This is a genomic window from Novosphingobium endophyticum, from assembly GCF_014640675.1.
Lineage (GTDB): Bacteria > Pseudomonadota > Alphaproteobacteria > Sphingomonadales > Sphingomonadaceae > Novosphingobium > Novosphingobium endophyticum.
The window spans coordinates 112,057-126,811 of sequence record NZ_BMHK01000001.1 but is presented as its reverse complement, the minus strand read 5'-3'; the positions used below and the strand labels follow the sequence as shown (position 1 = coordinate 126,811).

The window sequence follows — 14,755 nt, the reverse complement described above, 5'->3', positions numbered from 1 at the left end:
GGAAACCAAGGCCCATGCTGCTAGCCATTGATGCCGGCAATACCAACGTCGTTTTCGCGCTGCTCGATGGCCGCGAGATCAAGGGCCGCTGGCGCATCGCCACCGATCCGCGGCGCACCGGCGACGAATACGCCGTCTGGCTGATGCAACTGCTGGCGATACGCGGAATCGACCGCAAGCAGGTCGACACCGTCATCATCTCGACGGTAGTGCCGCGCGCGCTGCACAACCTCGAAATCCTGTGCCGCCACTACTTCAACGTCGAGCCGCTGATCGCGGGGCTCGGCAAGGCGGACTACGCCATCGACATCGACGTGGATGAGCCGCGCTCGCTTGGAGCCGACCGCGCCGTCAACGCCATCGCCGCGCATGCCAAGCATGGCGGGGATATTATCATCGTCGACTTCGGAACGGCGACGACGTTCGATGCGATCGATTTTCACGGCGCCTACAAGGGCGGGATCATTGCGCCGGGTATCAACCTGTCGCTCGATGCGCTGGTGGGCCACACCGCAAAACTGCCGCGTATCGCTATTGAAGTACCCAAGAACAGCAGCGTCATTGGTCGCAACACCGAGGACCAGATGCTGATCGGCGTGTTCTGGGGCTATGTCGCGATGATGGAAGGGTTGATCGCGCGGATGCGCACGCAGATCGGCAGGCCAGCAAAAGTGATCGCCACGGGCGGTCTTGCGGTCCTGTTCGACGAGGCGACCGACATTTTCGATTCGGTGGATCCGGACCTGACGATTGAAGGCCTCGCCATCCTTGCCGAAAGGGCAACTGCCAAGTGATTCCAGGTAACGAATTGTTGTTTTGCGCGCTCGGCGGCTCGGGCGAGATTGGCATGAATGTCAATCTCTACGGCTGCAAGGGCAAGTGGCTGATGGTCGATCTGGGAATGACCTTCGGCATGAACGAATACCCCGGCATCGACCTTGTCTTTGCCGACCTCGAATTCATCGAGAATGAGCGGGAGAACCTGCTCGGCATCGTGCTGACCCATGCCCACGAAGACCATATCGGCGCGGTCCCCTATTTCGCGGAAGAACTGGGCGTTCCGATCTACGCGACGCCGTTCACGGCCAGGCTCGTTGCCGCGAAGCTCGAGGAGGCAGGCATCCTCGACCGGGTCGAACTGATCGCCGTCGACAATTTCGACCGGTTCGAGATCGGCCCCTTCGGCATTCGCTATGTCCCGCTTGCGCATTCGATCGCCGAGGGCAATGCGCTTCTTATTGAAACGCCGTTCGGCCGGATCTTCCATACCGGTGACTGGAAGCTCGATGACGAACCGCAGATCGGAACGCCGGCAACGTCGGAGGAACTGACCGAGATCGGCGATCAGGGCGTGCTCGCGCTGGTCTGCGATTCGACCAACGTCTTCAATCCGGAGGCCTCCGGTTCGGAGGGCGAGGTCTATCGCGGCCTGCTCGCCGAAGTGAAGCGCCATAGCGGCCGGCGCGTACTGGTGACGACTTTCGCCTCCAACGTCGCCCGCCTGCAGACGCTCGGCGAGGTGGCACGCAAGACCAAGCGCAAGCTGTGCGTGGCGGGGCGTTCGCTCGATCGGATCATCGAGACCGGGAAGGCAAGCGGCTACCTCAAGGATCTGCCGGAAATCGTCGATCCCGAAACGGCCATGGACTTGCCGCGCAGCGAAGTGCTGATCGTGGCCACCGGCGGGCAGGGCGAACCCCGCGCGGCTCTGGCCCGGATTTCCGAAGGCAACCATCCGATCAAGCTGGAATCGGGCGATGTCGTCCTGTTCTCGAGCCGTCAGATTCCCGGCAACGAGATTGCCATCGGCAAGATCCAGAACCGCCTGTCGGATGCCGGCATTGTGCTCGTGACCGACCGGCAGAGCCCAATCCACGTCTCCGGTCACCCCGGAAGGCCCGAACTCGAGACGCTTTATGGCTGGCTGCGGCCGGAGATACTGGTCCCCGTGCACGGCGAAATCCGCCACATGCGCGAGCAGGCAAGGCTGGGGCTTTCCAGTGGCATTCCCAAGGCGGTCTTCCAGAAGAACGGCGATCTCGTGCGTCTCGCCCCCGGCGCACCGGGCAAATTCGGCGAAGTGCGGTCCGGACGGCTCATACTGGACGGCGACATCATCGCGCCTGCCGATGGCGAGGCCATGGTGATGCGGCGGCGTATCGCCCATAACGGCGTCGTTTCGGTCGCGGCTGACCGGCATGGTCATGTCGAGGTCGCGGCCATGGGCCTGCCGCTTGACGAGGATTACGGAGCGTTCCTGGAGGAAGCCCGGCGCGATGTCGCCGCCGCGCTCGGCAAGGCGAAGAAAGCCGACCACGCGGGCCGTATCGAAGCCGCTCGTCTGGCGGCACGCCGCGCTGCCACGCGCTGGTCGGGCAAGCGGCCGCAGGTGCAGGTCCTTCTTCTCGGTAACTGACGGGAGCCAAGCGATGCAGTGGACCTCGATGCTGGCGATCTATGGCCTGCTATGGGTGCTCAGCGCATTCCTGGTCATGCCTTTCGGCCTGCGCACGCCTGACCAGGTGGACGGACATGAGGTGGAGAAGGGGCACGCCGACAGCGCGCCGGTCAATTTCCGCCCCGGCATGATCGTCGTCCGCGCGACGGTGCTCGCCGCCCTCCTGACCGGGCTGTTCTATCTCAACTACGTCAATGGCTGGATAAACGTGGACGACATCAATTTCTTCGGCAAACCGCCGGTGGACGATCTCGGGTACTGATCGCCGTCACGCGCATCTACCCGTTTTCAGCTCCGAAACCGTTCGATCGCCTGCGCGAGCGCGACGTAGAGCTTGCCCATGTCGGAAGAAAGCAGCGTCACGCCCAGCGCATTCCCGTCGCGCGTCGAGAGTATCTGCCGCAGTATGGCCTCGAAGTCGTGGATGTAGCGGCTGACGTGCTCGCGGAACGCATCGTCGCGTTCGTAGACCTGCTGGATCGCCTTTGTCTCGCCGGCATCGAGCAGGCGCACGGCGCGGCGCGTAAAGATACCGCGATCGCCACGCAGATAGGCCGCCCACGCCGTATCCGAGACATCCGTCGATAGCGCGGACGCAATGTCGATTGCGTTGGAGTTGAGCGATTCGGTGATCAGCGCCACGCGGCGCGAGAAGTCGTTGTCGACCTGCTCCTCCGCGCGGTTGCGGGCATGGGCGACGCGGTTCTCGAGGTTGCCGACAAGTTCATCGACCTTGGCGAGCTGGTCGCGCAGCTGGATCGTGGCCTCGCGCGTGGCGCCCGCGGCATGGGCAACCGCCTGCTCGAGCTGGCCGGAGATTTCGGCAACGCGCGTGCGCATGGCCTTGTCGATGGCCTGGGCGCTCTCATTGGCGAGATTGTCGGCGACGGCGGAGACACGCGATGCGCTTTCGGTCTCGATTGCCGCTATGCTTTCGCCGATCGTCGCATTGAGCGCCTCGATCGAGGCACGCAGTTCGTCACCCGCCGCCCCTGCCGTGCGGCGCGTTGCGCTCTCGACCTCTTCCAGCGTCTTGCGCAGATCGGACAGCACCTCGCCGTGGGCGCTTCCCTGCTCGCTGATCGCGGCGTGACCGGACGATAGCGAATCGACCAGCGATTCGAGATGCGCGCCGGAACTGGAAATCTCGCCGGCGAGGACTTCGCTATCCCGACCCGCTTGCTGGAGCTGGCGGAGAAGCGCGGAAATGCCCTGGTTCAGGCGGTCGAGCCGATCTTCGGTGATAGACAGCGCCTCGGGCAGGGCCTCGTGCGCCTGCTTGGCGCTCGCCTGGATGAGTTCGAGCAGCCTGATGCTGCCGTCGGTCAGCTTTTCAATGTCGCCGTCGGTTGCCGCCAGCGTTGCGCGGGCGGCGGTCAGGCGCTCGGTCAATGCCGAGAGGCTGGAGGAGAGAACTTCCTCGCCTTGTGCGCTGTCTTCGGCAATCGCGCTGAGACGGGTTTCGAAATGTCCCAGCTCGGCGGTGATCGAATGGGCCGTTTCGCGCAAGGCTTCGGTCTGGCTCTGGTGGCTTTCCAGGCGCCGCGCGATGTCGCTGTCGAACTCGGCGAGAACCTCGCGGAAACGCTCCAGCGCGGCGCGTTCCTGCTCCTCATGCCGGGCGAGGCGTTCAGCGCATTCATCGGCCGTGCGCGCCGAACGCGCGGCCAGCGTCTCGTTGAGCCTTGCCGCTTCGGATTCAATTCGGGACACCTGTTCGGCCAGACCGTCGAGCGTCTTCTTCTGGACCTCGACGATCGCTTCGGAAGCCTCGGCCTGGGCGGCTTTCAGATCCGCGAGGCTCGTTTTCCAGCCTTCGAGGGCACGTCCCTCGGCATCGCGCAGGGCGCGCGACACCACGCCGCTTTCGTCGCGCAGCGCGCCAAGGCGGGCGCGCAGCGACGTGAGGCTCTCGGCCTCGTGCGTGTCGAGCTGGGTGCGCGTCCGCTCGATTTCCTCGCCAAGCGCCGATGCCCGCGTGCGGATCGCGGCCAAGGCGTCGACTTCGTGCTTGTCGAGTTCGGTCCGGAACGTCTCGCCGCGTTCGGCAAGTGCCGCGAAGCGCGTATCCGCAAGCTCTTCCAGCTTTTCGCACTGATGCGCGAACTCGCCCAGGGCGGTCTCAACGGCACCGCGCAGGGTCTGTACCTGGCGTTCGCTGGCCGTACCGAACTCGTTGAGCCTGTTGAAGCCGTTGATCATGTCCTCAAGCTGGGTATGGGCGGCGCGACCGGCATTGCCGATGTTGTTGGTGACGTCCTTGGCCGAGCTGGCGATGACCGGGAGTTGCCCGCGCAGCTTTTCCATGTTCTCCAGCGCCGCCTGGCTGACCGTGCTGATGGATTCCACTCGCGAACCGTTGTCTCGGATCAGGTCCTGGAGACGGCCCGCATTGTCCGAAAGGCGCTCGGCGGCGATGCGGCCCAGCGTTTCAAGATCGCGCGACTGCGAGGCGATGAACTCGCGCGCCAGGCTGAGTTCGCGGTTCACGTTGGTCAGGCGCTGCTCAAGAAGCGCGGATTCGGTGGAGAGCGCGCGCGCGATATCGCCAAAACGCTTTCCTTCGCGCGTGCTGTGGCGCAGCGCGAGCAACCATCCAAGGCCGACGATCAGGACCGGCACGCCCCATTCGGTAAGGAGCGTGGGCACCGCTTCGAGTGTTATGCCGGAACGCAATTGCGGCAGGCGGGCGATCACGAAGAGGGCCGACCATACCGCAACGGCAAGGATGGCGAGAGCGGGGAGCATCCATGCTTTCGGGCTGGCGTCGGCCCCGTCTTCCTCGGGCGCGATCCATGCCTCGTCCCAGGCTCGCGCGGGGGATGCGTCGGATTCGCTTCCTGGAGCGGGTTCGGCGCCGTGAACCGTGTCCGGATGTTCTCCGCCATCGTCGTTTCCGCCGGTGCCGAAGGCGATGATCCTGTTTTCCCCTGCCATTTGACCAGAATACCACGAGTGAGGCGGCAATAAACCCTCATTTAAGACTTTGCGGCTAACCGTGGAAAAATGGCGTATGAAGCAGGTGCCCTTGAAGCGACGCTCGCAGCCGCTGCTGGCGGAGATGCCACTCTTTTCGAGGAGTTGCGCGCGACCTTCGCGGAGAGCGTCACGCGTCAGGTCGACCTGCTGGAGCGTGCGCGCTGCGATGGAAACTGGGTCATCGCGGCCATGCGCCTCAAGGGCCTTGCCGCGAGTTTCCATTCGAATGCGCTGCACGACCTCGCCGAGGAAGCGCTTTACGCCGCGCCCGGCGAGCCTACCGTCGTTCGGCGGCTCAAGGTTTTCGTTGCGGAGTTTTCCGCCGACTGATTTCCTGGCGACGCTTGGCACCCCGCCCCCCTGTGCTAAATGGGCGCTGCTCGCTGGAGATTGAAAACTGCGCATCGCGTTGCTGGCCATGACCGAACCCGCCGGGGCGGGGCAGGCGCTCCCCCGCGCGTTTCTGAGGGTGGCCGGGGCGAGCGTGGCGCAGCATCAGCTCGGCCTGGTTCTGGCGCTCGATTGCCAGAGGGTGATCTGCGTTGCGCGCGGGATGTCCCCGGAACTCATTGCGCTCCAGCATGCGGCGGAAGACGCCGGCCTGCAATTCTATGTCGCCACGGACGCACGGCAGCTTTCCGGCCTCGTGACGGCCAACGACGAACTGCTGGTGATCGGCGACGGGCTTTTCGCCGACCCGGCCAAGGTCGTGTCGCTGTTCGAAAGCAGAGTGCCGCTGGTGCTGACATTGCCGGTGGAGAGCGCGCTTGCGGCCGGTTTTGAACGGATCGACCTCAACCGTGCTGCCGCGGGGCTGATGCGCGTGCCGGGCCATGTGGCAGAGAGCCTGCACGAACTGCCGGCCGACTGCGACGTTCCTTCCGCGCTCACCCGCATCGCGCTGCAATCGGGGGTTCCCATGCGGGACGTGCCGTCTGCCGCGCGAGTCGGAACGGGATGGCGCCTCATTCGCAGCGAAGCGGAGGCTTATGCTGTCGAAACCGAGTGGTTGAACGAGCAACTCGCGGAAACCGGCGGAACTTCGCCGGGACGATCGGTCGCGCGCCTTGCCGTGCTGTCACTGGGCTCGTCGCTGCTTCATGCCGGTAACGCCAGCAATGCATTGGCGATCGCGGTTCTCGCCGTGATCGTCATGGCCGGAGGGTTTGGCTGGTTCGGGCTGATCTGGGGGGGCTTCCTGTTCGCGGCCTTCGCGTCGCTTCTCGTGGAGGGCGTGCGGCTGCTGCGCCTTGCCGAGCGACAGGCGATGGGTCAGTTGCCGCCGGTCATCCCGCGATCCGATGCGCTCGCATGGCTCGTCGATGCCACGATCGGCCTGCTGAGCCTTGCCGCCATCTCACGGGTGCCGGAGGAGTCGCTGATTTCGTGGATATTCCCGCCGACCATACTCATGCTGCTACTCGTGCTGGTGCCCAACCTCCTGACCGGTAGCATAGCTGCCTGGATACGCGACCGCGCGGTGCTCGGCGTGGCGCTGGCGCTGGCGGCGCTTGTGGGGCAGGTGCAGATCACCATCGAAGTCCTGTCGATCGGTCTGGTCCTTGCCGCGCTGGCTCTGCCCATGCGCGGGCAAGACTAACCCGCGTTTAACCAAAGATGGTGTATAACCGGGCGATGATCGACCAAGCTGTTCACCAGGCCGACGCGCCAGACGTCGAGACTGCCCTGCGCGAAGAGCTTGCGCGCGGCGATGCCATGGCACGGACGATCCCTCCCATCCTGCGGCACCTCATCGCGGCGGAGGACAGCACCCTCTTCAGCGACGAGATTCTCGCGCGCATCCGGGGGATGCTGGCGGACCTTGCCCATGGCCTGCTCGATGCGGCCCCGGAGCGAGACGGAGGGGAACTTCCGGCGTGCGAAGCGGACGCCCTGACACGCGCCTTTCTCGATAATCCGGCGCTGCTCTCGCACCTTCACGCGCTGGCACTGGAATGGCAGTTGACCGAGCGCCTTCAGCTCTGGCTCGCGGTCGACCCCGTGGTTTCGCCGCTACTGCTCGAACTCGCTTCGTCGCGGGACAGTGCGGCACAAGAGCTGGCGACGAAGTTTCTCGCGGCACAGGCGCGCTGGTGCCAATCGCAAACGCGGATGAAACTGTCTTTTCGCGACCTGCCGGGCGAACTGTTCCAGACGATGCTCGCCCCCCTGCGCGCGCATTTTGGCGATGGCGCCGGCATGGCGGAGCGCGCCGCGAAAGCGGAGCACGAATTCCGGGTCAGCCATGATGAGAGCGCCAGCCGCCTTGGGCTGGCTTCCCGGTTGGTGATGAGCATGGGCACCGGAGCGTCGGCGGGCCTCTCGGTCAGCCATGCCGGCGCCGCGTTGTTCCTCACTGCGCTGGCGCAGGGGTCGGGGCAGGGCCGCGATGCGGTGGTTTTCTCCACCCACAAGGCACAACTCGCCAGGCTTGCTCTGGCGCTGCGCATCGCGGGTCTGGGGCCGAGGGCTGCCGAACGGGAACTCCTTGCGCTTCACCCCGACTTTACCCCGCCGCCCGGCTTTGACAGCCTCAGCGCCGATCAAGCCGCAGCCATTCTTTCCTCGAGACATCATGCCGGCTGATGACAAAAGGGGGAACCATTCTCGCGCGGGCCATAAGCGATCCACAAGATTGCCTGCTGAGCGCCGAGGAACCGCTTGCCGGCCTCCAGCTGCGCTGCGGCGGCGATCTGCCCGGTACGATCGCCGTGCCCCAGTTGCTGGAACTCGTCCGCAGGGCGAAGCGGTGCCGCTTTCGCGTGGCGCGGGCGATCTCGGCCTTTGACGGCGGGGATATGGTGACCGCCTGGGTTGAGGTGGAACCACGCGGAGGCGCGCAGGAGGGCGAGCAAGGCTGCGATATCGTCGTACGCAACTGGCAGGTTTCGCCAATACCGGTGGAGGATGCCGGGAGTATCGAACGCCGCCGGACGACCACCGAGCGACATGTCGCGGAACTAACGGCCCGGCTTGATGCGTCGCAGCGGGTTCTCGCGTTCGTGGCCGAGAGTCCGGAGCTTGGCGAACTCGCCGAAGCGATGGAATCCGGTCTTGGACGGCCGTGGACGGACTTCCTGCCGCCGGAAAACGTCGCGCACAAGCAGCCGCTGCACTGGCGCCTGCTCGATGGCGCAAGGGTCACGGTGAAAGGGTCGGACAGGCCCTGGCGCGTCACGCTGATCCCGCATATGCAGCCGGGCCTGGAGCCGGCGGGATTTGAACTCCTGCTGGTTTCGGACGAGCCGCCGGCCATAAAGACGGCGAGCAGCAAGGCAATCGAGCCGACCTTGCGGCGCAGCCTCGTCGGCCAGGATCTGTCACCGGTGCTGCGTCAGCCGGTCGCGCGCATCGTCGCCAATGCCGAGACGATCAGGGCGCGCCTCGCCGGACCGATCGCCGATGTCTATGCCGACTACGCGGGAGAAATCGCCAGCGCCGGCAAGCTGCTGCTCGACTTGCTGGAGGACCTTGCCGACCTGGAAGTGGTCGAATCGGAGAACTTCTCGACTGCGCCCGACCGCATCGACCTGTCCGAGGTGGCGCGTCAGGCGGCGGGCATCCTCAATGTCCGCGCCCGGGAAAAGAACATCGTCATCGAATCGCCGCAAACGTCGGAGAGCCTTCCGGCCATCGCCGAGTTCCGCCGTGTGCTGCAGGTGATGCTCAACCTGATCGGCAATGCCATCCGCTATTCGCCGGAAAAGTCGCGCATCTGGATTCGTCTGGAGCCGCTGGGCGAGACGGCGCGGCTGATCGTCGCCGATCAGGGGCCCGGACTTTCCGACGAGCAGCAGGCCAGGATCTTCGAGAAATTCGAACGTCTCGGTCGCAGTGGCGACGGCGGTTCGGGGTTGGGGCTTTATATCTCGCGCAGTCTGGCAAGAGCCATGGGCGGGGAACTCGCCGTCGAAAGCGCGCCGGGGCAGGGCGCGCGTTTCATCCTCGACCTGCCGGCCGATCCCGGCGCGTAGTTCAACGACCGCCGTTGCCGCGGCGGGCAAGCCACACGATGATGCAGCCGACCGCCGCGAGGATGGCGCCGCGAACGGCCCATGTCCTGTCGGCGAGCATGAAGCTTTCCTCGGGCCACATCACGACACCGGTCCCCTGACCGAGCCAGAGCAGCCCCATGGCGATGGCCAGAAGACCAAGCGTGAAGGCGACTATCCTGAGAACTATCATGGCAGGTTCCCCTCAGGTTCAAGATAGGTATGGCGCAGCGTGGTGGCCAGATTGTGGCTGGATGCTGTCAAAAAAAGCCCCCGCTTTCGCGAGGGCTTTTTCATATTACCACAATGGCTTGTTATCGTATCTTGCCATTTTACCTTCAGCGGCGGTCGAGCGGCACGTAGTCGCGCTGCGTCGGGCCGGTGTAGAGCTGGCGCGGACGGCCGATCTTCTGGCCGGGGTCCGAGATCATCTCGTTCCACTGCGCGACCCAGCCCACGGTGCGGGCGAGGGCGAAGAGCACAGTGAACATCGTCGTCGGGAAACCGATCGCCGAAAGGATGATGCCCGAATAGAAGTCCACGTTCGGGAACAGCTTCTTTTCGACGAAGTAAGGATCGTTGAGCGCGATTTCCTCAAGGCGCAGGGCGGTCTCGAACAGCGGGTCGTCGACCTTGAGCGCGTCGAACACCTCACGCACGGTCTTCTGCATGACCGCCGCGCGCGGATCGTAGTTCTTGTAGACGCGGTGGCCGAAGCCCATCAGGCGGAACGGGTCGTTCTTGTCCTTTGCGCGTTCGATGTAGTGCGGGATCTTGTCAGGCGTGCCGATCTCGCGAAGCATGTTGAGCGCCGCCTCGTTGGCGCCGCCATGCGCCGGCCCCCAGAGGCAGGCGATGCCGGCGGCGATGCAGGCAAACGGGTTCGCGCCCGACGAGCCGGCAAGGCGCACGGTCGAAGTCGATGCGTTCTGTTCGTGGTCGGCATGAAGGATGAAAATGCGGTCCATGGCCTTCTCGACCGCCGGGACCACTTCGTATTCCTCGGCGGGAACGCCGAAGGTCATGCGCAGGAAGTTGCCGGTGTAGGACAGCTTGTTGTCCGGGTACATGAAAGGCTGCCCGACCGCGTACTTGAAGGCCATGGCGGCGATCGTCGGCATCTTGGCGATCAGGCGGTGCGAGCTGATCTTGCGGTGCTCGGGGTCCGAAATGTCCGTCGAATCGTGATAGAAGGCCGAGAGCGCGCCGACCACGCCGCACATGATCGCCATCGGGTGCGCGTCGCGGCGGAAACCGCGATAGAACGTCGCAAGCTGCTCGTGCAGCATGGTGTGGCGGCTGATCGTGAGTTCGAATTTCTCCAACTCGCTCTTGCTCGGCAGTTCGCCGTTCAGAAGCAGGTAGCTGACTTCCATGAACGAGGAATGCTCGGCAAGCTGGCCGATCGGATATCCGCGGTGCAGAAGCACGCCTTCATCGCCGTCGATGTAGGTTAACGCGCTTTCGCAGCTTGCGGTCGACGTGAAGCCGGGATCGAACGTGAACTTTCCCGTCTGGGCGTAGAGCTTGCGGATGTCGATCACGTCCGGCCCGACGCTGCCTTTCAGCACGGGATATTCGAAATCCGCATTACCCGCGGACAGCTTTATCTGATCACCCACCAGTTCTTACTCCTTATACCTGCGACCCGGCGGCTACTTCGGCCTGCGCGGCGATGCGCGCCAGGCTCTCGTCCCGACCGAGCAGAACCAAAACGTCGAAAATTCCCGGAGAGGTCGTCTGACCCGTCAGGGCTGCCCGCAAGGGCTGCGCGAGCTTGCCGAGGCCCAATCCCAGTTCCTCGGCCATTGCCTTCAGCTTGGCTTCCAATGCCTCCAGAGTCCAGTCCGATTCCCCGGCAAGGCGCCCGTGAATGGCGGAGAGGCGCTCGCGTCCCTCACCGGTCAGCAGCGCCTGCGCCTTCTCGCTCATGGGGAGCGGACGGGTAGCGAAAAGGAAGGCCGCGCCTTCAGCAAGTTCGTTGATATCCCTGGCACGGACCTTGAGCACCGGCATGGCGCGTTCGAGCAGCGCCTCGTCCACGGTTTCGAACCCGTTGGCGATGACGCGCGGCAGCACCAGCGCCGCAAGCCGGGCGTCATCGGCCTCGCGCAGGTAGTGCCCGTTGAGGTTCTGCAGCTTGGCAAGATCGAAGCGCGCGGGTGACTTGCCGACGTGGGCGATGTCGAACCACTCGACCGCCTGCTTGCGGGTGATGATTTCGTCGTCGCCATGGCCCCAGCCGAGGCGCAGGAGATAGTTGAACAGTGCCTCGGGAAGAATGCCGAGTTCATCGCGGTAGGCGTCGACACCGAGCGCGCCGTGCCGCTTCGAAAGCTTCGCGCCGTCAGATCCGTGGATCAGCGGGACGTGGCCGTAGGCCGGCACCGGCCAAGCCATCGCGTTTATGATCACGAGCTGCCGGAAGGCATTGTTCAGGTGATCGTCGCCGCGAATGACGTGTGTGACGCCCATGTCGTGATCGTCGACGACGACCGCGAGCATGTAGGTCGGCGTCCCGTCGGAGCGCAGGATGACGAAATCGTCAATCTCCGCATTCTGGACGGTAACCCGGCCCTGAACGAGATCCTCGATCACCGTCTCGCCGTCGCGGGGCGCCTTTATGCGCACGACGTAGGGCCGGTCGGCCGGGAACGTCGAAGGATCGGCGTCGCGCCATTCGCTGGCGATCCGGAACGGGCGGCGCTCTTCCTGGGCCTTCTGGCGGCGCTCGGCGAGTTCCTCGGATGTCAGATAACAGCGGTAGGCGTGGCCCGTTTCCAGCAGCTGCGCGGCCACTTGCGCGTGGCGGGCGGAGCGCGCGAACTGGAACACCGGCTCCTCGTCCCCCTGCAGTCCCAGCCAGGAGAGCCCGTCGAAGATCGCCTCGATCGCTGGTTCGGTCGACCGGGCACGGTCGGTGTCCTCGACACGAAGCAGGTATTTGCCGCCATGATGGCGGGCGAAGAGCCAGTTGAACAGCGCCGTGCGGGCGCCACCGATGTGCAGATAGCCGGTAGGCGAGGGGGCAAAGCGCGTCACGACGGCCTTGGTGCCGTTCGCTCCGCCCGATGCACTGCCGCTTGCCATTGTCACTACCTTCCTCTCCTATGCGCGCCATGGCCAGCCAAGCCACGACGCAAGATGAGCACACGCCTCCGGAAACGCCCGGTAGCGCTGCAATGCAGCATGGGCAATGGAACAGCGAGAGCCACTTGTCGAGGGGTTTGGCCGGCATCGAGCGATTTCTTTGCAATGCCGGATTCGACAGGGGGCCATGGCTCGTCGTCGCGTTCGGGACCGGAATCGCGGCCTGGTTCGGGTTGCCGCACGCGGGTTACTGGACCTGGTTGATCCTGGGATGCCTGGGTCTGGGCATGATCGCGAAATCGCCGTGGCGTGGTCGGGACGGGTTTTCGCACCTGAGGCAGGCGATTTTCGCGCTTTTCCTGCTGGTTGCCGCCGGCTGCCTGACGGTTTGGGCCAGATCCGCCATCGTCGGTCAGGAGCCGATCGCCGGACCGCTGTCGGGCACGTTCAAGGGCAGCGTCCTCGAAGTGGAAGAGCAGCCGGCCCTTGAACGGACCCGTCTGGTTCTGGCCATGCGCGAACCCGGTTCGGCCCGGGCGATCAAGGTGCGGGTAAACGTGCCCGAGGGTTTCCATTCGGAAAATGTCGCGCCGGGTGCGGTGATTCGCTTCGAAGCCCGGCTGATGCCGCCCGCACCGCCGATCTTTCCCGGCGCATACAACTTTGCGCGCACCGCGTGGTTTTCCGGGCTGTCCGCAAGCGGAACGGTGACGCGGCCGGTGGAAGTCCTCAAGGCGGAAGCGGGGGGCGGCCTGCTGGCCCGGGCCAGGGTGGGGCTTTCCCGCCACGTCCGCGCGCGCCTGGAGGGATCGGAAGCGGGGATCGCCGCTGCCCTGGCGACCGGAGACCGGGGCGGCATCGCCGAGGACGATGCCCAGGCCATGCGCGATGCCGGCCTTGCGCACCTGCTTTCGATCAGCGGGCTGCATGTGAGCGCGGTGATCGGGGCCGTCTACCTGCTGTCATTGCGTGTTCTGGCGCTTTCTCCGGGACTGGCGCTTCGCGTCCGTCTGCCGGTGGCCGCCGCCGCATGCGGCGCCCTGGCCGGGATCGGCTATACCTTGCTGACCGGCTCCGAGGTGCCGACCGTGCGGTCCTGCATCGGCGCCCTGCTGGTCCTCGCGGCGCTCGCGCTGGGACGAGAGGCGCTTTCGCTCAGGATGCTGGCCGTCGCCGCCATGTTCGTCCTGTTGCTCTGGCCCGAATCGCTAACCGGACCGAGCTTCCAGATGAGCTTTGCCGCGGTTCTGGCCATCGTCGCGCTCGCCACGGCAGGGCCGGTGCGACGCTTCCTGGCGCCGCGCGAGGAGGGCATCGCGTTTCGCGTGCTGCGCCATCTGGCGATGCTGCTCTTGACCGGATTCGTTATCGAGCTGGCGCTGATGCCGATCGGCTTTTTCCACTTTCACCGCGGCGGCGTTTACGGGGCCCTGGCCAATGTCGTGGCAATCCCGCTGACTACATTTCTGGTCATGCCGCTCGTCGCCATTGCGCTCGTGCTCGACATTGCCGGTCTCGGCGCTCCCTTCTGGTGGCTTGCGGGGCAGTCCATCGATCTGCTGCTGGGGCTCGCGCACTGGATCAGCTCGCGTCCTGGCGCGGTATCGTTGCTGCCCGCGATGGGGACGGGTGCTTTTCTGTTGTTCGTGGCCGGCGGTCTCTGGCTTGGCCTGTGGAGCGGACGGATCAGATTGCTTGGCCTGGTTCCGGCGGGGCTGGGCGCCTTCTGGCTTACCATGCTTACGCCCCCGGACGTGCTGGTCACGGGCGATGGGCGTCATGTCGGCCTCGTCGTGGACAAGGGCGCCCGCCTCATCACCTTGCGGGACACGCGCAGCGACTATGTGCGGGACAACCTTCTCGAACTCGCCGGCATGGAAGGCGAGCCGCAGCCCCTCGCAAGCTGGCCGAGGGCGCGGTGCAACCGGGATTTCTGCTCGGTCCGCCTCGTGCGCGAGGGGATGGCCTGGGACCTGCTTATCGCCCGAAGCCGAGACGCAGTGCCCGAACGCGCCCTTGCCGCGGCCTGCGACAAGGCGGACATCGTCATCGCCGATCGCTGGCTGCCCCGCAGTTGCCGGCCCCGCTGGCTGAAGGCGGATCGGCGGATGCTCGATGAAACCGGCGGCCTTGCGATCAGACTGGCCGACCGGAAAGTGGACACGGTAGCCCGCGGGCAGGGCGACCACGGCTGGTGGCGACGCCCTCAGTGGAGCCGGTAGCAAGGACGCTAACG

General features: G+C 65.2%; 12 protein-coding genes. 8 read left to right on the top strand and 4 right to left on the bottom strand.

All coding sequences use genetic code 11. The features are described 5' to 3' along the window. The first annotated feature begins 14 nt into the window (after positions 1-14). Genes IEX32_RS00515 through IEX32_RS00505 form a run of 3 tightly spaced genes read left to right on the top strand, consistent with a single transcriptional unit; the run spans position 15 to position 2,720 of the window. Positions 15-794 (top strand): type III pantothenate kinase, encoded by a 780-nt coding sequence (locus IEX32_RS00515; protein ID WP_188767171.1) that lies wholly within the window; start codon positions 15-17, stop codon positions 792-794. Beyond that, positions 791-2,416 (top strand): ribonuclease J, encoded by a 1,626-nt coding sequence (locus tag IEX32_RS00510; RefSeq protein ID WP_188767169.1) that lies wholly within the window; start codon positions 791-793, stop codon positions 2,414-2,416. Before IEX32_RS00515 ends, IEX32_RS00510 begins: the two co-directional genes overlap by 4 nt. A gap of 13 nt (positions 2,417-2,429) precedes the next feature. Beyond that, positions 2,430-2,720, top strand: coding sequence for a DUF1467 family protein (locus tag IEX32_RS00505; RefSeq protein WP_188767167.1), 291 nt, complete (start codon positions 2,430-2,432; stop codon positions 2,718-2,720). Between the two features lie 26 nt (positions 2,721-2,746). Here the strand turns inward: IEX32_RS00505 and IEX32_RS00500 are convergent, their stop codons facing one another. Then, the gene (locus IEX32_RS00500; RefSeq protein WP_188767165.1) at positions 2,747-5,395 is read right to left on the bottom strand and encodes a coiled-coil domain-containing protein; all 2,649 of its coding nucleotides are present in this window, start codon (positions 5,393-5,395) and stop codon (positions 2,747-2,749) included. Positions 5,396-5,464: 69 nt separating this feature from the next. Here IEX32_RS00500 and IEX32_RS00495 point away from each other — a divergent pair, with 69 nt between their 5' ends. The 4 genes from IEX32_RS00495 to IEX32_RS00480 all read left to right on the top strand — a co-directional run bounded on the left by IEX32_RS00495 (position 5,465) and on the right by IEX32_RS00480 (position 9,411). Continuing rightward, a complete protein-coding gene (locus tag IEX32_RS00495; protein ID WP_188767162.1) occupies positions 5,465-5,767 on the top strand; it encodes an Hpt domain-containing protein in 303 nt (100 codons plus the stop codon). A gap of 88 nt (positions 5,768-5,855) precedes the next feature. Next, positions 5,856-7,037 (top strand): hypothetical protein, encoded by a 1,182-nt coding sequence (locus tag IEX32_RS00490; protein ID WP_188767161.1) that lies wholly within the window; start codon positions 5,856-5,858, stop codon positions 7,035-7,037. Positions 7,038-7,072: 35 nt separating this feature from the next. Further along, positions 7,073-8,023 (top strand): hypothetical protein, encoded by a 951-nt coding sequence (locus IEX32_RS00485; protein WP_188767159.1) that lies wholly within the window; start codon positions 7,073-7,075, stop codon positions 8,021-8,023. Further along, positions 8,023-9,411, top strand: a complete 1,389-nt coding sequence (locus IEX32_RS00480) for a sensor histidine kinase (protein WP_188767158.1) — start codon at positions 8,023-8,025, stop codon at positions 9,409-9,411. The genes IEX32_RS00485 and IEX32_RS00480 overlap by 1 nt, the downstream gene beginning before the upstream one ends. Before the next feature lies 1 nt (position 9,412). Here IEX32_RS00480 and IEX32_RS00475 read toward each other — a convergent pair whose 3' ends face one another. The 3 genes from IEX32_RS00475 to gltX all read right to left on the bottom strand — a co-directional run bounded on the left by IEX32_RS00475 (position 9,413) and on the right by gltX (position 12,519). Then, a complete protein-coding gene (locus tag IEX32_RS00475; RefSeq protein ID WP_188767155.1) occupies positions 9,413-9,622 on the bottom strand; it encodes a hypothetical protein in 210 nt (69 codons plus the stop codon). A 145-nt stretch (positions 9,623-9,767) separates the two neighbouring features. Continuing rightward, the gene (locus tag IEX32_RS00470) at positions 9,768-11,051 is read right to left on the bottom strand and encodes a citrate synthase (RefSeq protein WP_188767153.1); all 1,284 of its coding nucleotides are present in this window, start codon (positions 11,049-11,051) and stop codon (positions 9,768-9,770) included. A gap of 13 nt (positions 11,052-11,064) precedes the next feature. Beyond that, positions 11,065-12,519, bottom strand: coding sequence for a glutamate--tRNA ligase (gltX, locus tag IEX32_RS00465; protein WP_188767545.1), 1,455 nt, complete (start codon positions 12,517-12,519; stop codon positions 11,065-11,067). Positions 12,520-12,548: 29 nt separating this feature from the next. Here gltX and IEX32_RS00460 point away from each other — a divergent pair, with 29 nt between their 5' ends. Beyond that, positions 12,549-14,741, top strand: coding sequence for a ComEC/Rec2 family competence protein (locus IEX32_RS00460; protein WP_188767147.1), 2,193 nt, complete (start codon positions 12,549-12,551; stop codon positions 14,739-14,741). The last annotated feature ends 14 nt before the right edge of the window (positions 14,742-14,755 follow it).